21 protein-coding genes and 1 pseudogene are annotated in these 18775 nt (G+C 64.1%); 15 read left to right on the top strand and 7 right to left on the bottom strand.

The window, feature by feature from the left end:
* Positions 1-52 precede the first annotated feature (52 nt).
* The 5 genes from QZ964_RS14715 (at position 53) to QZ964_RS14695 (ending at position 4841) form a co-directional block, all read left to right on the top strand.
* A complete protein-coding gene (locus QZ964_RS14715) occupies positions 53-1045 on the top strand; it encodes an NAD(P)-dependent oxidoreductase (protein ID WP_292532395.1) in 993 nt (330 codons plus the stop codon).
* A 10-nt stretch (positions 1046-1055) separates the two neighbouring features.
* Entirely contained in the window at positions 1056-2480 is a 1425-nt protein-coding gene (locus QZ964_RS14710) for a glycosyltransferase family 1 protein (RefSeq protein ID WP_292532394.1), read from the top strand.
* A 184-nt stretch (positions 2481-2664) separates the two neighbouring features.
* Positions 2665-3195 (top strand): hypothetical protein, encoded by a 531-nt coding sequence (locus tag QZ964_RS14705; RefSeq protein ID WP_292532393.1) that lies wholly within the window; start codon positions 2665-2667, stop codon positions 3193-3195.
* A 144-nt stretch (positions 3196-3339) separates the two neighbouring features.
* Positions 3340-4341 (top strand): adenosine kinase, encoded by a 1002-nt coding sequence (locus QZ964_RS14700; RefSeq protein WP_292532392.1) that lies wholly within the window; start codon positions 3340-3342, stop codon positions 4339-4341.
* A 62-nt stretch (positions 4342-4403) separates the two neighbouring features.
* Positions 4404-4841: an FKBP-type peptidyl-prolyl cis-trans isomerase gene (locus tag QZ964_RS14695; protein ID WP_292532391.1), complete on the top strand. Its 438-nt coding sequence runs from the start codon at positions 4404-4406 to the stop codon at positions 4839-4841.
* Positions 4842-4962: 121 nt separating this feature from the next.
* On the opposite strand, the gene QZ964_RS14690 is transcribed toward QZ964_RS14695, so the two are convergent.
* The 4 genes from QZ964_RS14690 to ubiE all read right to left on the bottom strand — a co-directional run bounded on the left by QZ964_RS14690 (position 4963) and on the right by ubiE (position 8433).
* Entirely contained in the window at positions 4963-5364 is a 402-nt protein-coding gene (locus tag QZ964_RS14690; protein ID WP_292532390.1) for a DUF1398 family protein, read from the bottom strand.
* Between the two features lie 30 nt (positions 5365-5394).
* The gene (locus QZ964_RS14685; protein ID WP_292532397.1) at positions 5395-5850 is read right to left on the bottom strand and encodes a MarR family transcriptional regulator; all 456 of its coding nucleotides are present in this window, start codon (positions 5848-5850) and stop codon (positions 5395-5397) included.
* 230 nt (positions 5851-6080) lie between these two features.
* Positions 6081-7640 (bottom strand): 2-polyprenylphenol 6-hydroxylase, encoded by a 1560-nt coding sequence (gene ubiB / locus QZ964_RS14680; protein ID WP_292532389.1) that lies wholly within the window; start codon positions 7638-7640, stop codon positions 6081-6083.
* Positions 7641-7662: 22 nt separating this feature from the next.
* Positions 7663-8433, bottom strand: a complete 771-nt coding sequence (ubiE, locus tag QZ964_RS14675; RefSeq protein WP_292532396.1) for a bifunctional demethylmenaquinone methyltransferase/2-methoxy-6-polyprenyl-1,4-benzoquinol methylase UbiE — start codon at positions 8431-8433, stop codon at positions 7663-7665.
* 109 nt (positions 8434-8542) lie between these two features.
* Between ubiE and mutM the strand changes: the two genes are divergently transcribed.
* The 6 genes from mutM (at position 8543) to QZ964_RS14645 (ending at position 14784) form a co-directional block, all read left to right on the top strand.
* Positions 8543-9412, top strand: coding sequence for a bifunctional DNA-formamidopyrimidine glycosylase/DNA-(apurinic or apyrimidinic site) lyase (gene mutM / locus QZ964_RS14670; RefSeq protein WP_292532388.1), 870 nt, complete (start codon positions 8543-8545; stop codon positions 9410-9412).
* Positions 9413-9452: 40 nt separating this feature from the next.
* On the top strand, positions 9453-10217 hold the full coding sequence (locus QZ964_RS14665) for an ABC transporter ATP-binding protein (RefSeq protein ID WP_292532387.1): 765 nt from the start codon (positions 9453-9455) through the stop codon (positions 10215-10217).
* Entirely contained in the window at positions 10214-11026 is an 813-nt protein-coding gene (locus QZ964_RS14660) for an ABC transporter permease (RefSeq protein WP_292532386.1), read from the top strand. The genes QZ964_RS14665 and QZ964_RS14660 overlap by 4 nt, the downstream gene beginning before the upstream one ends.
* Positions 11027-11028: 2 nt before the next feature.
* Positions 11029-11757 carry a TlyA family RNA methyltransferase gene (locus QZ964_RS14655; protein ID WP_292532385.1) on the top strand — a complete coding sequence of 243 codons (729 nt, stop codon included), beginning with the start codon at positions 11029-11031 and terminating at the stop codon, positions 11755-11757.
* On the top strand, positions 11754-13022 hold the full coding sequence (locus tag QZ964_RS14650; RefSeq protein WP_292532384.1) for a class I SAM-dependent RNA methyltransferase: 1269 nt from the start codon (positions 11754-11756) through the stop codon (positions 13020-13022). The genes QZ964_RS14655 and QZ964_RS14650 overlap by 4 nt, the downstream gene beginning before the upstream one ends.
* A gap of 337 nt (positions 13023-13359) precedes the next feature.
* The gene (locus tag QZ964_RS14645; protein WP_292532383.1) at positions 13360-14784 is read left to right on the top strand and encodes an FAD-binding oxidoreductase; all 1425 of its coding nucleotides are present in this window, start codon (positions 13360-13362) and stop codon (positions 14782-14784) included.
* On the opposite strand, the gene QZ964_RS14640 is transcribed toward QZ964_RS14645, so the two are convergent.
* Positions 14781-15065, bottom strand: coding sequence for a hypothetical protein (locus QZ964_RS14640; RefSeq protein ID WP_292532382.1), 285 nt, complete (start codon positions 15063-15065; stop codon positions 14781-14783). The genes QZ964_RS14645 and QZ964_RS14640 overlap by 4 nt on opposite strands.
* A gap of 1 nt (position 15066) precedes the next feature.
* Positions 15067-15516: an RT0821/Lpp0805 family surface protein gene (locus QZ964_RS14635; protein WP_292532381.1), complete on the bottom strand. Its 450-nt coding sequence runs from the start codon at positions 15514-15516 to the stop codon at positions 15067-15069.
* Positions 15517-15617: 101 nt separating this feature from the next.
* On the opposite strand from QZ964_RS14635, the gene pdxH reads away from it, so the two are divergent.
* The 4 genes from pdxH (at position 15618) to QZ964_RS14615 (ending at position 18609) form a co-directional block, all read left to right on the top strand.
* Positions 15618-16232, top strand: coding sequence for a pyridoxamine 5'-phosphate oxidase (gene pdxH, locus QZ964_RS14630; protein ID WP_292532380.1), 615 nt, complete (start codon positions 15618-15620; stop codon positions 16230-16232).
* Positions 16229-16825 carry a TIGR02301 family protein gene (locus tag QZ964_RS14625; protein ID WP_292532379.1) on the top strand — a complete coding sequence of 199 codons (597 nt, stop codon included), beginning with the start codon at positions 16229-16231 and terminating at the stop codon, positions 16823-16825. Before pdxH ends, QZ964_RS14625 begins: the two co-directional genes overlap by 4 nt.
* Positions 16826-17010: 185 nt before the next feature.
* Positions 17011-17265 carry a hypothetical protein gene (locus QZ964_RS14620; RefSeq protein ID WP_292532378.1) on the top strand — a complete coding sequence of 85 codons (255 nt, stop codon included), beginning with the start codon at positions 17011-17013 and terminating at the stop codon, positions 17263-17265.
* 249 nt (positions 17266-17514) lie between these two features.
* Positions 17515-18609: a histidine phosphatase family protein gene (locus QZ964_RS14615; RefSeq protein WP_292532377.1), complete on the top strand. Its 1095-nt coding sequence runs from the start codon at positions 17515-17517 to the stop codon at positions 18607-18609.
* 27 nt (positions 18610-18636) lie between these two features.
* Here the strand turns inward: QZ964_RS14615 and QZ964_RS14610 are convergent.
* A pseudogene (locus QZ964_RS14610) lies at positions 18637-18775 on the bottom strand (IS630 family transposase); the annotation flags it as partial.

Below are 18775 nucleotides of genomic sequence, written 5' to 3'. Positions count from 1 at the left end.
ATCTCGATCGGCTGCGGCGCGAGCCGGCCTAACCTGAAACAAAGGGCGCGCGATGGCCGCCTTCGAGCGCATTTTAGTGACGGGCGGCGCCGGATTCGTCGGCGGCCATCTCTGCGCCGCCTTGGCCAAGGCCTATCCGCAGGCCGCCCGGGCGATATTGTTGCGTCCCGGCGAATGTGGCGGCCATCAGGGTTTCGCGGCGGCCATCGCCGATCTCGTCGACGAAGCCGCGATCGACGCGCTCGTTGCGCGCCTGCGCCCCGACCTCATCGTTCATCTCGCGGGACAGGCGTCGATCGGTCAGGCGCAGCACGCGGCTGAATTGACCTGGCGGGTGAATTTTCACGGCTCCTTCGCGCTCGGCGCGGCGGTCGCCCGGCACTGTCCCTCGGCGACGTTTCTCTTCGCCTCGACGGCCGCCGCTTACGGCGCGAGTTTTCGCGATGGCGTTCTGAACGAGGATGCGCCGCTGCGACCGGTCGACGTCTATAGCCGCTCGAAGGCGGCCGCGGAAAACGCGCTTGCGGATCTGCTGCCGTCCAGCGGCCGGCTCATTGTTGTGCGACCGGTCAATCATTCCGGACCCGGCCAGCGCAACCGCAATTTTGCGCTCGCCTCCTTCGCCGCGCAGATCGCCTTGATCGAGACGGGCCGCGTCGCGCCCCTGATGAAAGTCGGCGATCTGTCGAAGGCGCGCGATTTTCTCGACGTGCGAGACGTGATCGACGCCTATATGCGGCTGATCGAAAAAGCGCCTGACCTGCCCGCGCCGGTTTCGATCTTCAACGTCGCTTCCGGGACGCCGCATCGCCTGGAAGCGCTGCTCGAGCGCCTCCGCCGACAGTCCAAGGCGCAATTTGAAATCGAGGTCGATCCGGCGCTGCTGCGGCCCGGCGGCGGCGATCTCGCCAGCGTCGCCTGCGACGCGACGAAGCTCGCTGACGCGACCGGCTGGCGTCAGCGCTACAATATCGACGACATGCTGCTGGCGCTTCTCATTGACGCCCGCGCCGCTGCGGTGCAAGCCGACCAGGCTTCGTCATGAGCAAGGGACCATGAGCGAGCGGCAGAACCGAGAGCGCGATCAGGATCGCGAACGCATTCGCCTCCTCGAATTTCAGCTCGATTATCTGCGCGCCGAACTCCTGCATCTGACCCATGAGCGCTATCGGCTCATCTATTCGGTCTCCGGTCACATCTACCGCTTTCTTCGGCCGATCGAAGCCTTCATCGCCGACGCCGCAAATGCGGTTATCTCGCGGTTTCGCCCGCCGTCGCCGCAGGCGGCGCAGTCAACTCCAGTTCCCGACGCGCCGGCTGAGCGAAGCGCGCCGCTGGCTGCGCGCCGGTTGCTCGTCGACGTGACCGGAACGATCAAGCGCGATGCGGGCACGGGCATTCAGCGCGTCGTCAAAGAAGTGACGCGCGGCCTCTATAGCGGCGACAGCTTCGACATCTCGGTCGTGGCCGTTCAATGCGCAGGCGGGCGCCTGCTGACCGCCAATAGCTTCGTCGCCGAGCTTGTGGGCGGCGACGCCTTGCCCGACTCAGAGATCGCCATCCAAGCCGGCGACCGCCTTCTGATGCTATCCGACAGCTGGAACGCATTCGACGAACTCGCGCCAATTTTTGAACAGATTCGCGATGAGGGCGGCGAGATCGTCACCTGCGTCTTCGATCTCATTCCGGAACTTTATCCGCATGCCTGCCATGAAGTGACAGTGCCGCGCTATTGCGCCTGGCTGCGCAAGGCGCTTCTCGAAAGCGACAGCTTTTTGGCGATTTCGCGCACCGTGGCCGATGAACTCGCCGACTATGTCGCTGCGCAAGGGCTCCCGCATCGCCCTGGCCTCAAGATCGGCTGGTTCCACTGCGGCTCCGATCTTTCGCTGCGCGCCGACGCCGCGCCGCGTGACAGGATCAAGGCGGCGGTCGCCGGCGATGCGCCGGCGTTTCTCGCGGTCGGCACGATCGAACCGCGTAAGGGCCAACGCGTCGCGATCCGCGCGTTTGAAGAACTCTGGGCGAATGGGCGCGACATCCGGCTGATCGTCGTCGGCCGGCGCGGCTGGTTTGAAGAAGCCGTCGTCGACGAAATTCTCACGCATGGCGAATTCGGCCGTCGGCTCTTCTGGTTCGACGACGTTGACGACGATGAACTGTCCTTTCTCTATGACCACGCGGCGGCGCTGATTTTTCCATCCTATGCGGAAGGATTCGGTCTGCCCATCGTCGAGGCCGCGCGGCGCGGCCGTCAGGCGATCTGCAGCGATATTCCGGTATTTCGCGAGGTCGGAGGGTCTGGCGCGCTTTATTTTCGGGTCAATGACGCGAAGGCGCTGGCGGAAACCCTCGCCGATTTTCTCGACGGCCGGCGCGCCGGCGACCCGGATCAAGTCTCGCGCGTCGCCTGGCGCGACGCGGCGCGACGCGTCGTCGAGGTCATCGCGCGCGAGGAGTGGAGCCGGCGCCTGCCCTAATAGGCGGCTTCGCGTTGCAATATAGGGATCGCCGCATTTCCGCGCTCCGCCAAAGCGTGCTAGAGAGGCGCCAATTGGTCGTGCGGCCCGGCCAGCGCCTTTGCGGCGCGCTGGGTCGCACGGCTTTTCGCTTCTAATGCGGGTAGGCTTTCGTCTGCTCCACGCGACAACGGAAACGCACTCCATGCCGATGAACATTCCGCTTCTCAATGATCAGACGCCGCGGACCGTGCTGAAGATGATCAATCTCGAAGCGTCGCAATTGTCCTTGCCGGACTCGCGCGAACTCATGTTGGGCGCGCTTGGCGTCTATGGCGTGCTTCAGGCGATCGCGCAGGCGTTCAATCATTCGCTGCTCGGAAGCCTGATCTATGGGCTGCTGAGCACGGGCTTTCTCTACGGCGCGACATACGGCCTGCTGCGCGTTCTCAAAGAGGACGCAAAGCTCCAGCGCACGGCGACAGCGCTCGCAATCATGGGCGCCATCGCGGCGCTTGCCTATACGATCCTGCACCTGATCTTCGCGATCGCCCTGCCGTCGCCGCTGCCGACAGAAAAGCTCCTGCGTTTTCTGCTTTTTCCGATTCTGATCTGGATGGCGTTCATGTACGCCTTCCTGTTCCGCCATGTGTCGCTGCGCCCGGTGCCGGCGTTCGTGATTGCGGCGCTGTTCGTCCTCGTCATCGAAGTGATTCTGTCGCCGATTTGCAGATAGCCGCTCCGGGCGCTCCGGCGGCGGACTTATGGCGTATCTTTGCAGGCTTCGCATGTCATCGACCGACCTGCGCCGCAGTGCTAAACACCACGGCTACGGCGCGAAGAGGCCCGAGTATCTTTCCCAATCGGACTATCGACTCTCATGACCATATCATTTGACGTGTTGGGCATCGGCAACGCCATCGTCGATACGATCGCGCGGGCCGAGGACAATGATCTGCTGCAGGCGGGACTGCGCAAAGGCTCGATGACGCTTGTCAATGAAGCGCGCGCCGCCGAGCTTTACGCGGCGATGGGTCCGACGACGGTCATTTCCGGCGGTTCGGCCGCAAATACCATGGCGGGTCTTGCAAGTCTGGGGCGCGCCGCCGGATTCGTCGGCAAGGTGAAGGAAGATGACGCAGGCCGCGAATTCGCGCATGACATCCGCAACGCCGGCGTCGCTTTCCACACGCCCTTCGCGGCCGACGGCGCCGCGACCGCCCGCTGCCTGATTTTCGTGACGCCGGACGGGCAGCGCACGATGAACACTTTTCTCGGCGCCTGTCAGGCGCTCGCGCCGGCCGACATCGATGAAGCGGCCGTCGCCAGCGCGAAGGTTCTCTATATGGAGGGCTATCTTTGGGACCCGCCGGGCGCGAAGGAGGCTTTCCTGAAGGCGGCGAAGATTTCGCGCGCCAGGGGGCGCAAGGTGGCGCTGACCCTCTCCGACAGTTTCTGCGTCGATCGCTATCGCGACGAATTTCTCTCGCTCATTCGCGACCGGGTCGTCGACGTCGTTTTCGCCAATGAAAGCGAATTGCACGCGCTCTATGAAACCGGCGATTTCGATACCGCGCTTGCGGCGCTACGCGCCGAAGACGGACTTCTCGGCGTCGTCACAAGGTCGGAAAAGGGTTGTGTCGTCGCGAATGGCGCGAGCGCCGTCGCGGCGCCGGCCTTTCCAGTGAAGGAAGTCGTCGACACCACCGGCGCCGGGGACCTCTTCGCCGCAGGCTTTCTCGCCGGCTACACGCAGGACTTGCCGCATGAGCGCAGCGCGATGCTCGGCGCGCTCGCCGCGGCGGAAATCATCTCGCATGTCGGCGCGCGACCGCAGAAGGATTTGCTGCAACTTGCCCGCGACAATGGCGTGCTGGGATAGGCTTCAGGCGTCCTCGATCTGAGGAGCCCGATCGGCGATTCACTAAGCTGGAGGAACGAAAGATGCGCCTTGTCTCCAAAACAATGCTGGCCGCTTTGGCTGCAGTCGCAAGCCTCGCGCTCACGGTTGACGCGCGCGCCGAAGAGCAGATGACCAAAAGCCTGACCGGCCTTCAGTACAAGGACACGAAGGTCGGGACCGGCGCGACCCCCAAGATCGGCCAGACGGCGGTCATGCATTACACCGGATGGCTCTACAACAACGGCGAGAAGGGCAAGAAATTCGACTCCTCGCGCGATCGCGGCCAGCCGTTTGAATTCCCGCTCGGCCAAGGCCAGGTGATCAAGGGCTGGGACGAAGGCGTCGAAGGCATGAAGGTCGGCGGCAAGCGCACGCTGGTCATTCCGCCTGAACTCGGCTACGGCGCGCGCGGCGCCGGCGGCGTCATCCCGCCGAACGCCTGGCTGATCTTCGACGTGGAGCTTGTTGGGGTGAAGTAACCGTCTGCTGTCGACCGAATGACGCGCCGACTGCGACATGCGATCGAGGCGGCGCGTCGAAACGCGGTCAATACGAGCAGATTGCATTGTCGGAAATCTGAGCCGCCGGCGTCATGACTCTCTACTGAGGAAAGTGTTCAACGTGCGTCTCGGCTGTCCGCCCGAGATATACGGCGCGGCGACCAGAGAACGACACAACATATCCTGCGCAACCGCCTGCCATGACCTTCGTGCAGAATCCCAAATATGTGTAGCCGGGCGCAGATTGTTGAGCTTCCCTAATGGCGGTCTGCACAATGTTTGTATCGAGCGTCGGCGCGATCGACGCTTCAAGACGATGCGTCGGAAAAACGACGCTTTCGCCATCTGCCAGGTAATAAGTCGCCGTTGCGCGGCGGAAATCGATTGCGTAGCTCTCAAACCCTGCCTGCATCAGCTTCCCGACGATTTCGGGAAAGCTCATGCTGTTGCTTTCGCCGCCGCGCAGGCAGCTTTCGGCGATTTCCATCTGTTGAGCGTTCATGGCCTCTCCTATGTGTTGAGCTGAGAGTTCTCAGTCGAGCGGCATTCGCGTCAGACCAAGTCTCGCAACGGTCTCCTTCAAGATTCGTTCGAGCGCGCGTCGATCTTCGGCGGCAAGGTGCGCGAAACATTCGGCCTCGTTTCGGTCAGCTAGCGCCGCAAGCTCCGGCACGAACTTCGCGCCTCTGGCTGAAAGCCTCAGCGTCTGAGCGCGTCGGTCGTCCGAACTGGCCTTGCGGACAACGAACGCTTTCGCGATGAGCCGGTCAGCAAGCTTGGTGACCGCGCCTCGCGTGAGGCCCATCTCACGCGCCAGAAGGCTGGGCGCCGTTGGCTCCCTGCCGTGAAGCATGCGCATCAGTCCCCATTCGGCGACCGTTACTTCCCTGGCGGCGAGCTTTCGAGCGAAGCTCTGCGACACATGATTCGAAACTTGGCGCAGCCAGTAGCCAAGATGATCGGTGAGCTCAGGAACACGCGACAAGATCAGGACACTCCATGAAGTTGACAAGGCAACTACATGCAGTAAGTTGCCTTGTCAACTATTTTCACGGTTAGCAGTTTGCTTTTTGATGTCGGGAAGAACGACGATAGCGCTTTCCGTTCGCGCGTTGCGCTGCGGCGCTCCTGCCGGCCTGCGCAGGATCCCGCCTGACCGCTCTCATCCGGCAGTTCGCGTTCGATCGCTGCAAAGCAACGTCGGCTAAATTCGCCGCGTTAAAACAGCCAGATCGCCAAAAGCGCCAGAGCGATCACGGCGAGCAGGAACCAGCGGTCGGACCGGCGCCTCATCCCCTCAAGCGCGCTCAGTGAGCGGTCCGACAGTTCGACGCCTTCCTCCGCCATTTTCGAAACACGGTGGACTGCGAGCTCCGCCTCCGCCAGCGTTCGTGGCAAGCGCGTCGCGAGGTTCGCCAGCTCCGCGACGCTCCGGCTCGCGTCTTCGATCTTCGCCTTGACGCCGAGATTTTCCTCGATCCAGGAGCGCACCACGGGATCGCAGGTCTTCCATATATCGAGCTTGGGATCGAAGGCGCGCGCGACGCCCTCGGCGACGACCATGGTCTTTTGTAAAAGCACCAGCTCGGTGCGCGTGCGCATGTCGAACAGCGCCGTCACTTCGAAGAGCAGTGTCAAGAGACGCGCCATCGAAATATCGGCGGCGTTGATCATGTGCATCGGTTCGCCGATGGCGCGCAGCGCTTGCGCAAACTCTTGAATGGAATGAGCGGCGGGGACATAGCCCGCCTCGAAATGAACTTCTGCGACCCGCTTATAGTCGCGAATGATGAAGCCGTAGAGGATTTCGGCGAGGAATCGGCGCTCCTTCAGGCCCAGCCGGCCCATGATGCCGAAGTCGATGGCGACGAGACGGCCCTTCTTGTCGACGAAGAGATTGCCCTGGTGCATGTCGGCGTGAAAGAAGCCGTCGCGCATCGCGTGGCGCAGGAAAGACTGCAGCACGTTGCGGCCGATGGCCTTGAGGTCGTGGCCTTCGGCGGCGACCCGCTCGATGTCCGATAAGGGAATGCCCTCGATCCACTCGAGCGTCAGCACTTCGCGATCGGTGCGGCTCCAGTCGACGGCGGGCACATGCATCTCGGGATCGCCGGCGACATTTTCGGCGAATTCCGAGGCCGCCGCGGCTTCGAGACGAAAGTCGGTTTCAAGCCTCACCGTGCGCGCCAGCGTATCGACGACCTCGATCATCCGCAGCCGGCGCGCTTCGGAGGAATAGCGCTCGGCCAATCGCGCGATCCGATACATGTCGCGCAAGTCCACTGCGAATTGGCCTTCGATTCCCGGCCGCAGGACTTTCACTGCGACCTTGCGCAGGCCGTCTTCATATCGCGCCTCGGCGACATGAACCTGCGCGACGGAGGCGGCGGCGACCGGCTCGCCGAAGGATACGAAGAGTTCGTCGATTCTTCTGCCCAGCGCCTTTTCGATGATGGCGACGGCCTTGTCGCGGCCGAACGGCTCCATCCGGTCCTGCAGCGCGGTGAGCGCGTCGGCGATTTCGCCGCCGACGATGTCCGGCCGCGTTGCCAGAAACTGGCCGAGCTTCACATAGGAGGGGCCGATCTGCGCCAGCGCGCGCACCAGCGCCTTGCCGGCGCCGTCCCGCTTGCCGCCGGCGAACAGATTGGCGACGCGCACCAGCGGCGCCGCCGCCGGCGGCAAAAGCGCGGGATCGAGAAGCGCAAAGACGCCCTCGCGCGCCATGATGTAGCCGGCGCGCGCCAGACGATAGAAATGACCGACGCCAAGAATCACGAATGCCGCCGCGCTTTAGAGATCAGCTTTTCCAGCCGGAATGAATCGCCACCACGCCGCCGGTCAGCCGCTCATAGCCGGTGCGGCGAAAGCCCGCCTTGCGGATCATGCGCTCGAACTCTTCCGCGCTCGGAAATTTGCGGATCGATTCGACAAGGTAGCGATAAGGCTCGGAGTCTCCGGCGACGAATTTGCCGATCGTCGGAATGACGTTGAACGAATAGGCTTCATAAAGCTTGTCGAGTCCCGGCACGGCGACTTGCGAAAACTCAAGGCACAGGAAACGACCGCCGGGCTTCAGCACGCGATAGGCTTCAGCAAGAGCGACATCGATGCGCGGCACGTTGCGTATGCCGAATGCGATCGTGTAGCTGTCGAAATGCGCGTCGGGAAAGGGCAGCGATTCGGCGTTGGCCTGCACGAATTCGACGCCGGAAAGTCCGCGCTCGCGCGCCCGGTCCTTGCCGACTTCGAGCATCTCGCCATTGATGTCGAGCACAACGATTTCGGCGTCATGCGCCGCGCCCGAAGCGATGCGAAAGGCGACGTCGCCTGTGCCGCCGGCCACGTCGAGATGGCGAAAGCCTCTGCGCCCGCGCGCATTGACCTTGGCGGCCAATGTGTCTTTCCACAGCCGGTGCATGCCGCCCGACATCAGGTCGTTCATGATGTCGTAGCGTCGTGCGACCTTATGAAAGACATCGTCGACGAGGCCCTGTTTCTCGCTTAAAGGGACTTCGGAATAGCCGAAATGGGTCGAGCCCTCTCGCTCGGAACTTCGATCAATCATCAGGCGCTCGGGTGACGAGGAAGGAAGGGGACGGTATAGCCTGTCGCCGCCCCGGTGGCTACGCCCGCGCCGCTCCGGCGCGCCGGCTGTTATGACGGGATGAACCCGAGTTATGCCCGAACTGCCCGAAGTCGAAACGGTGCGGCGCGGATTGGCCCCGGCGCTCGTCGGCGCGACGATCGCGGGCATCGAATTGCGGCGCCATGATCTGCGTGTTCCCTTTCCTCAGCGCTTTGCCGCGCGTCTTCAGGGCAGACGGGTTCTCGACCTTCGCCGGCGCGCCAAATATCTCATCGCCGATCTCGATGACGGTCAGTCGCTGATCATGCATCTTGGCATGAGCGGGTCCTTTCGAATCGATGAAGAGTCGCCAGGCGCCTTTCCCCGCAAGAACGACAAGCTCGCCGCGCATGACCATGTCGTGTTTCACCTCGATCACGGGCGGCGTATCGTTTACAACGATCCGCGCCGCTTCGGCTGCATGCTGCTTGTAGCGACCAACGAGATCGGCGAGGACCAGCGCTTCCGCGGCCTCGGCGTCGAACCCTTGAGCGGCGCGCTCGACGCCGCTTGCCTTGCCAGCGCTTTTCGGGGACGCGCGGCGCCGGTCAAGGCGCTGCTGCTCGACCAGCGGCTGATCGCCGGGCTCGGCAATATCTATGTATGCGAGGCGTTGCACCGCGCCCATATTTCGCCGCTGCGCGCCGCGGGCTCGCTCGTCACGGCGACCGGCAGGCCGACGGCGGCTCTGGCGCGGCTGCCGCAGGTGATCAAGGATGTCTTAAACGACGCACTGAAGGCAGGCGGCTCCTCCCTGCGCGACCATCGCCAGACCGACGGCTCGCTCGGCTATTTCCAGCACAGTTTCCGCGTCTATGACCGCGAAGGCGCCGCCTGCCCGACGCCGGGCTGCAAGGGAACGATCGCGCGCGTCGTCCAGTCCGGCCGTTCGACGTTCTATTGTCCCCGTTGCCAGAAATGACGCCCTTGCGAGGCTGGCCGCGGCGGGCTTAATAACCTTCATGCTCAACACTGCGCTCGCCTCAGGGCCGACGCTCGCCGTCGCCGGCCTTTCGAAAAATTACGACAGTCGCAGGGTCGTCGGCCCGCTTGAATTCTCGCTTGAGGCCGGCTCCGTCACCGGCCTGCTCGGCGGCAATGGCGCCGGCAAGACCACGACGATCGGCATGGTGATGGGGTTGATCGAGCCGACGCAAGGCTCGATCCACGTTTTCGGTTTCGACATGTCGCGCGAGCGCTACCGCGCGCTCGGCCGGATGAATTTCGAAAGCCCCTATGTCGACCTGCCGCATCGCCTGACCGTACGGCAGAATCTGCGCGTCTTCGGAATGCTTTATAACGTCGAGGACCTCGACGCGAAAATCGAGCAGCTTGCGACGGATCTCGCGCTTGGCGATTTTCTCGACCGCCAGACCGGACGTCTCTCTGCGGGCCAGAAGACGCGCGTCGCCATCGCCAAATCGCTGATCAACGATCCGCAGCTCCTGCTGCTCGACGAACCGACCGCTTCGCTCGACCCGGACACGGCGGACTGGGTGCGGGCGCGACTTGAAGCGCATCGGCGCACGCATAATTGCGCGATCCTGCTCGCCTCGCACAATATGAACGAGGTCGAGCGCCTTTGCGATCGCGTGCTGATGCTGAAGGACGGAATCCTCGTCGACGACGATTCGCCAGCAAACCTCCTGGCGCGCTACGGCCGCGACACGCTCGAAGAAGTGTTTCTCGACGTCGCCCGCGGCCGCGCGACCGGAGATGCGGCATGAGTTTCTCCTTCAAGCGCGTTGGCGCGATGGTGCTGCGCTACGCCTATCTTCTGCGCGCCTCCCGCACGCGTGTGCTCGACATCATCTACTGGCCGACCGTTCAGCTTCTCACTTGGGGATTTTTGCAGACCTATCTCGTGCGCGCCGGCGCGCTCGCGGCGCCGGGCGGCGCGGCGCAGGCCGCCGGCACGCTGATCGGCGCCATTCTTCTATGGGACATTCTGCTGCGCGGCCAACAAGGCTTCTGCTTCTCCTTCATCGAGGAAATGTGGTCGCGCAATCTGCCGAACATCTTGATGAGCCCGCTGCGGCCGGTGGAATTCGTCAGCGCGCTGGTGGCGATGAGCCTTATTCGATTGATCGTCGGCGTGCTTCCCGTCACGATTTTTGCGATCCTGTTTTTCGGTTTCAATCTGTGGGCGCTGGGGATCGCCTTCGCCGCCTTCTTCGTCGTGCTGATGTTGTTCGCTTGGAGCATCGGCCTATTCGTCTCCGGCATTCTGCTGCGCTATGGACTGGGCGCTGAAAATCTCGTCTGGTCACTGATGTTTTTCGTGCAGCCGCTCGGCGCCGTCTATTATCCGGTGACGACGCTGCCGACATGGCTGCAGCCGGTCTCGTGGATGCTGCCGCCGACCTATGTGTTCGAAGGTCTGCGCGCCGTATTGATCGAGCACGTCATTCGCTGGGACCTGCTGGCGCAGGGGCTCGCGATCGATGTTGTTCTGTTCGCGGCCGCGTCCGCCGGGTTTGGCATGTTGTTGCAGAGCGCGCGGCGCGCCGGCACGCTGCTGCAGACGGGAGAGTGAGGATGGCCACGGCCCGCGCCGATACGGCGCTCCATGCGCGAGGGCTTTTCGAGAGCCGCGCCAAGGCGCGCGAGGCGATCGAAGCCGGCCTTGTCAGCGTCGACGGCCGCGTCGTCAAGAAACCCTCCGAGCCGATCGCCGCCGACGCAAGCATCGTCGCACGTGCGCCCTATCCATGGGTGTCGCGCGGCGGCGTGAAGCTTGCGCATGCGCTCGACCATTTCGGCGTCGATCCTGACGGGCGCTTCTGTCTTGACGTCGGCGCCTCGACCGGCGGTTTCACCGACGTTCTGTTGACGCGCGGCGCGCGCCATGTCGTCGCCGTCGACGTCGGTCACGGCCAATTGCATGAAAGGCTCCGCGGCGATCTGCGCGTGACGTCGCTCGAAGGCCAGGACGCGCGCGCGCTGACGGCGGCGCATCTAACTGAAGCGCCGAGCCTTATCGTGATCGATGCCAGCTTCATTTCGCTCGTGGCGCTGTTGCCGCATGTTCTTTCACTCGCCGCGCCGGGCGCTGACCTTGTCGCATTGATCAAGCCGCAGTTCGAAGCCGGCCGCGCGGCGATGAAGAAGGGCGTCGTGCGCGACGAGAAGATTCACGCGCAGGTCTGCGCGCGCATGGAACGCGAAATCAAAGCTTTGGGCTGGCGTGTCGCGGGTGTCATTCCTTCACCGATCGAAGGCGGCGACGGCAATCGTGAGTTTCTCGTTCACGCCACGCGATTATGAGCGCCGAGCGTCTGCGTATCGAGAAGCTCGGCAATCGCGGCGAAGGCGTCGCATCGTTTGGCGGTCGGCGCATCTTCATTCCTTATGCGCTTCCCGGCGAGATCGTGACCGCGGAAGTAGACGGCGACCAGGCGCGTCTCGTCGACATCGTCGAAGCCTCCCCGCAGCGCATCGCGCCGATCTGTCCGCACTTTGCGGATTGCGGTGGCTGCGCCGTGCAGACGCTGCGCGCCGACGCCTATGCCGATTGGAAGCGCGGCCTTGTCGAAACGGCGCTTCTCAACGCCGGGCTGCAGCTCGACGTCGCGCCGACCATCGACGCGCATGGCGCTGGCCGGCGCCGCGCAACCTTCCACGCGCGATTCGAATCCGGAAAAGCGCACGTCGGCTTCATGGCGGCGCGTTCGCATCGAATCGTCGAGATCGACGCCTGCCCTTTGCTCGCGCCCGAGCTTGACGGCGCATTGGCCGCCGCGCGCGCGATCGCCGCAGTTCTCGCGCCGCGCGGCAAGCCGCTCGACATCGCCGTCACGGCGACGCTTGGCGGCCTCGACCTGGAGCTGCGCGGCGCCGGTCCGCTCGTCGATAAAGAATCGAGCGCGCTAATCGCCGCGGCAGACGCGCATGATCTCGCGCGCCTGACCAATCACGGCAGGCTCGTCGCATTACGACGCGTACCAGATATAAAAATGGGCGAGACGACGCTGACGCTTCCCGCCGGCGCTTTCCTGCAAGCGACGCAGGCCGGCGAAGATGAACTCGCGGCGCGCGTGTGCAAGGCGACGGAGAACGCGCAAAGCGTTGTCGACCTGTTCTGCGGGGTCGGCGCTTTCGCGCTCAGGCTGGCGCAGCGCGCCAAGGTCAACGCCTATGATTCCGACGCTGGCGCGATCGCTGCCATGCGCGCCGCCGCGCAGGCGACGCCGGGCTTGCTCCCGCTCGAAGGGATCGAACGCGATCTCTTCGCCCGGCCGCTGAACGCCAAGGAACTCAGCGGCTTCGACGCTATCGTGTTCGATCCGCCGCGCGCCGGCGCCGCCGCCCAAGCGGCTGAAATCGCGCGATCGGACGTTCCAATCGTCGTCGCCGTGTCCTGCCATGCACAAAGTTTCGCCCGCGACGCCGCAATTTTGCTCAAAGGCGGCTACGTCATTCGGGAAATCGCGCCTCTGGACCAGTTCCGCTATGCCGCGCATGTCGAGATCGTAGCGGTTCTTGAGATGCCGAACCGGCGCAAATCCGCAAAACGGCGGCTGTTGGGATGATTTTATCAGCGCCCGTGTGACGCCCCTGTGCCGAGAATGTCACAGGAGAGTCAAGAAGCGACATTGCGACGCAGCGTTCCTGCTCTGCGGAGTTGCCGACTCGCCAAATCAGGCATAGGATTTGCGAGTAGTCCAGCGTAGCCGGAAATTCAATGATTTCCGTGATCTGGAAGGAGAACGTCATGATGAATGCGCTTATCGCCGCGACATTGTGCAGTATCGTCCTCGCAACCGCGCCTGTCGCCATGCGCGCTTATGTCTACGCGCGTCGCAAAGATGACCGCCGCCGTCCTTATCGCTAAGGACAGCGCGACAAAAAGGGCGCATCTTACTGACTGTGACAGCCGATCGGTCTGACGCGCCTCTTCTGCTTTCTCGTCTCGCGGCCATTGTCGGCGAGGCGGCCGTCGTAACGGATGCGACGGCGATGTCGCCCTATCTCGGCGAGCCCCGCGACCTCTATCATGGCCGCGCGCTCTGTGTGCTAAAGCCACGAACCGCGCGCGAAGTCGGCGACATTCTTGCGCTGTGCAACGCAGCCGGCGCGCCAGTAATCCCCCAAGGCGGCAACACCGGACTTGTCGGCGGCCAGACCCCCGACGCGAGCGGCGCATCGGTGGTGCTTTCGCTTGAAAGGCTCAACCGGATTCGCGCCGTCGACGCCGCCGCCGACGCGATGACCGTCGAGGCGGGCGTGACCCTGGCGCAGGCGCAGGACGCCGCGCAGGCCGCCGACCGTTTCTTCCCGCTTTCACTGGCCTCGGAAGGCAGCTGCACCATCGGCGGCAATCTCGCGACCAACGCCGGCGGCGTTCATGTCATCGCCTTTGGCTCGATGCGCGACCTCGCGCTCGGCGTTGAAGTCGCGCTCCCTGACGGCAGGCTGCTCTCGACGCTGGGCGCGCTGCGCAAGGACAACACCGGCTATGATCTGACGCGGCTGTTCATCGGCTCCGAAGGAACGCTCGGCGTCATCACCGCCGCGACGCTGAAGCTTTTCCCGCGTCCGCGCTCGCGCGCCGTCGGGTTTCTCGGGCTGCGCGATCCGGCTCAAGCGTTGAAACTCTTAAACTTCGTCAAAGGCCGCGCGGGACCGATGCTCAACGCCTTCGAAGTCGCGTCGCGATCGGGACTGGATCTCGTGCTGCGTCACATTCCCGGAACGCGCGATCCTCTCGCTCAGCCGCACGAGTGGTATGCGCTGGTAGAACTCGCCGCGTTCGCCGATGGCGAAGCTGAGCGCGCCGGCGCCGAAATTCTCGCCGCCGCCCTCGACGCCGGCCTGGCCCAGGATGCGACGCTGGCACAATCGCTCGATCAGGCGGCTGCGCTGTGGAAGCTGCGCGAAAGCCTGTCGGAAGCGCAAAAGCGCGAGGGCGGCTCGATCAAGCACGATATCGCAGTTCCGGTGAGCGAGATTCCACGCTTCATCGATGAGGCGGGGCGAAGGCTCGCCGCCGCTTTCCCGCCGGCGCGGCCCGTTCCCTTCGGCCACATGGGCGACGGCAATATCCACTACAACGTCTCCCAGCCCGTCGGCGCCGACAAGGCCCAATTCCTTGCGCGCTGGGCGGAGATCAACGCCATCGTGCATGGCGTGGTGCGCGAACTCGGCGGCTCGATTTCCGCCGAACATGGCATCGGGCGGCTGAAGCGCGATCTGTTGCACGAGACGAAAGATCCTGTGGCGCTCGACGCCATGCGCGCCATAAAGGCGGCGCTCGACCCAAACGGCATCCTCAACCCGGGCGTATTGCTTTAGTCTCGCCCTCGCGGGCAGACGATCTTCACGGTCATGCCTTCCCGGTAAAGGAAATACTCGACGCAGGACTGGCCATTCACGTCGACCGGCCGCTTGCCTACGTTTGCAGCGCGCAGGAAGTCCGCCATCGACGTATGGCCCTTGTCGTCCCAATCCATTTCTGTCCAGCCGTAGCCCTGCTTCCAAGCGGCGATGGCGCGCGCAAACAGAAAGAACGCCGGAACCGCAAGGATTACGGCGATGGTCATGACAATGAGTCGTCTGCCGAAGGGCGCCGACATTTCAGCCCTTCCGGAACGGCTTCACTTCGGTGAGCGCCCATTCGGCGGTTTTTTCGCGACAGGCGGCGCCTTGAAGGCTTTCCTGCGTTTCGTTCACCGTGATGTCCGCATGGAAGGCGCGGCAGATCTTGCCTTCCAGAGGATAGGGTTGGCCGACCGGGGTGAAGGAGCCCTTGGCGCCGGTCTGCGGATTGTCCCAATTGACGCTCGCCCCGCTTCCCTGCGGATCGAGGGCGGTGTTCATGGCGGCGATCGCGCGGCGAAGATCTTCCCCATCGAGCGCGCGCGACAATTTCGGTGGCAATTTCGGGATCGCGCCCGTCGCGTCCGACGCGGCGCCCTGCGAATTCCACATGGCCGAGGGTTCGGGGGCCAGCGGCATGGCGATCGAACAGCAGGAGAGGCCGCCGGCCGTTCCCGTCAGGACGATAAGTTTTGCGCCGCGCGACATTTGAGCAATGACGCAAGCGGCGGTATGTCTGACGCGCTGGAACTGCAAACGGCCACCTTCGAAACGCCGATCTTTGACTCGGCTTGATAAAGGATTCTCGCTTGAACGCGTTAACGCCGGGTGACTTTGTCGAGGCCGCCGAGCCTTTCGCATTGTTCGCGCAATGGTTCGAGGAGGCGAAAGGCAAAGAGCCGAACGACCCCGAGGCCATGGTCCTGGCGACGGTGGACGCCGGCCGCCTGCCCGACGCGCGCATGGTGCTCCTGAAAGAATGGACGCCCGACGGCTTCGTATTCTACACCAATGCGGAGAGCGCCAAAGGGCGCCAGCTAGAGGCCAATATGCAGGCGGCGGGGCTGTTTCACTGGAAGTCGCTTCGCCGTCAGGTGCGGCTGCGCGGACCCGTCGCCGCCATCAGCGACGCCGAGGCCGACGAATATTTCGCCAGCCGCCCGCGCGACTCCCGCATCGGCGCCTGGGCGAGCCAACAGTCCCGACCGCTGGAGAGCCGCTTCGCGCTCGAAAAATCAGTGGCCGCCTTCGCCGCCAAATATGCGATCGGCGCCATTCCCCGGCCGCCCTATTGGCGGGGGTTCCGAATAGCGCCGATTGCGATGGAATTCTGGTCCGATCGGCCGTTCCGGCTTCATGACCGCGTCCGCTTTTCCCGAGCGGAGCCGGGCGAGCGATGGCGAAAGGAGCGGCTCTACCCATGACGGCGCAACCAAAGCGCGCAGCGGCGGCAGTCGCAGCGGCGGCGGCCGCGACGCTCTTAGCGAGCGAAGCAGCCGCTCAAGACCCCTTCGATTTCCTCTTCGGCGGCTTCGACGGTCCTCGCCGCGCTCACCGGGCGCCAAGCGAACCGCGGCGGTCGGAACGACCGCCGCCGCGCAAGCGGGACGCCGCCGGGCAGGGGCAGGCGAAGCCGCAAACCCCCGGCGCGCCGGGAGCGCCGGGCGCGCCCGCGACGCCGGCGGCGGCGCCCAGCGGGCCCGAGCGCCCGCCGCCGCCTTACGAGCCCCAGATCACCCGGCTCTCGGAAGTCCTCGGCGCGCTGTCCTTTTTGCGCGACCTCTGCGGCGCCGGCGATGGCGAGGAATGGCGCGGGAAAATGGCCGCTCTGCTCGACGCGGACGCCCCGAGCGGATCGCGCCGTCAGAAGCTGATGGCCTCCTTCAACCGCGGATTTCGAGGCTATGAGCTGACCTATCGCGCCTGCACGCCCAACGCCAAAACCGTGATTTCCCGCTATCTGGCGGAGGCCTCGCGGCTGACCCGCGACATCACCTATCGTTACGGAAATCCCTAGAGCGCGGCTGGCGAAAAGTGGAAACCGGTTTTCGCAAGCGCGCGCGCAAATTTGCGATTGATCAGGTGATCCGCCTTTGGGGGGAATCGTCCAAATGCGGCGCGCAGCAAAGGCCAGTTCGCGAAATTAACCTTCCGGCGAGCGTCGCCTCGCGCGTCGCGAGCGGCTTCTCTACAGTGGGCGCCATGAACCAATTTGACGTCGCCTCGCTGAGCGACTTGGGCGCGGAGCAGCAGCGAGCCGCCCTCGCCTATGTCACCGAGGCTTTCGCAGAGGCCATACTTGCGGGGATCGAAAGCGATTCCTTCGCCCACGCCGCGCTGTCCGCCGCCTTGCGTGAACTGGTGGCGACCTATGGCGAGGAGGCGATAGCGGCGTTCGCCGAAACCCTGCCCGCGCGGCTGCGGCGCGGGGAATTCACCACTGGCCTGAGACATTAGATCCCCCTGCCTTTGGGCGGAACGCCAAAAGGCGATAATGCGATCAATCTCGGTAGTTTAGCGTGCGCTGCGCGAAAAGCCGGCTTCGCCTTTTTCGCTGTGCGCGCCTGGGCCCCTTGCGGTCATTCGCCGCGACCCTGCGAAAGCGGACTGACTTTTGCACGTTAAGCCTATAGAACGCCCGACGCCGCACGCCTGGACGCCGGGCGGGTCTGTACGGCGGCTCCCTCGCCTTAAATCCGAAACGACATGCCCCGCACGCTTCTGTGTCTCGTACGCCATGGCGAGACCAACTGGAATATCGAACGGCGCTTTCAGGGCCAATTCGACATCGCGCTGAACGCCCGCGGACGCGCGCAGGCGGCGGCGCTGGCGAGGGAACTCGCCGGCGCGCATTTCGATAGGGTCTATTCGAGCGATTTGCGCCGCGCGCTCGCCACGGCGACGCCGATCGCCGGAGCGCGCGGCCTTGGCGTCGCCAAGACCCCGGCCTTGCGCGAAAAGGACGACGGCGTCTGGCAGGGACACACCCACGCCGAAGTGCAGGCGGCGCATGCCGACATCTATCCGAATTATCTGACGCGCAAGCCGGATTTCGCCGCGCCGCAAGGCGAGACGCTCGAACATTTCGCCGAGCGGGTGCGCAAGGCCTTGACCCAGATCGCCAAGGAAAGCGTCGGCCAGACTGTGCTGGTCGTCGCCCATGCCGGCGTTCTCGACATCGCCTGGCGACTTGCCGTCGGCAAGAAGCTCGACGAAACGCGCGAACATCCGGTGCTCAACGCCACGCCGAATTGGATCGCCTATGAGGAGGGAAAATGGTCGCTCGTCGATTGGGCGTCGCCGGAGGGTCGGGCGGAAATCGCCGCGCCTTGGGACGGCCGCGCCCTGCCGCGTCGTGAAGCCGCCCGCGCGCTGATCGTCGATCAGGCCAATGACATCCTGCTGATGCGCTACGCCGGGGGACTGACGCCGCATTTTCTCGCCCTCGGCCATCATCACTTCTGGGCGACTCCGGGCGGCGCGATCAGGGAAGGCGAAAGCTTCGAGTCGGCGCTGCGTCGAGAAGTTTATGAAGAAACGGGCCTGACCGTCCTTGATCCCGGTCCGGTCGTCGCGACGCGCGAATTCCCAATGGAACTGGGCGACGACTGGCATCAGGCGATCGAGCGTTACTATCTCATCCGCACTGAGCGCTTCGCGCCTGAGCCGCGCGACCTGACCGAAGAAGAAAAAACCCATATGCTCGGCTGGCGCTGGTGGAGCGCCGACGAGATCGCCGTCTCGCACGATCTGATTTTCCCCGAAGGGCTCGAGGCGCTGCTGCGCAAGGTCAGCGCCTAGTAGAGCGTTTCTTTGGATCGACTCATATCATGCCGCGATGTCGATCTTGTAAGTCCAGGTATGAACGACAGGCTCACGGTTAACGTCGTCGATTGCCTCAATGATTCGATCCTTCAACTCCTGTTTGGACGCGACGCGGATATGGCGAAGTGCCGATCGCGCGAGC

The sequence above is a fragment of the Methylocystis sp. genome, from assembly GCF_021731785.1.
In the GTDB taxonomy this organism is placed as follows: domain Bacteria; phylum Pseudomonadota; class Alphaproteobacteria; order Rhizobiales; family Beijerinckiaceae; genus Methylocystis.
The sequence above is the reverse complement of the archived record's forward strand: the minus strand, read 5'-3'. Positions and strand labels throughout refer to the sequence as shown.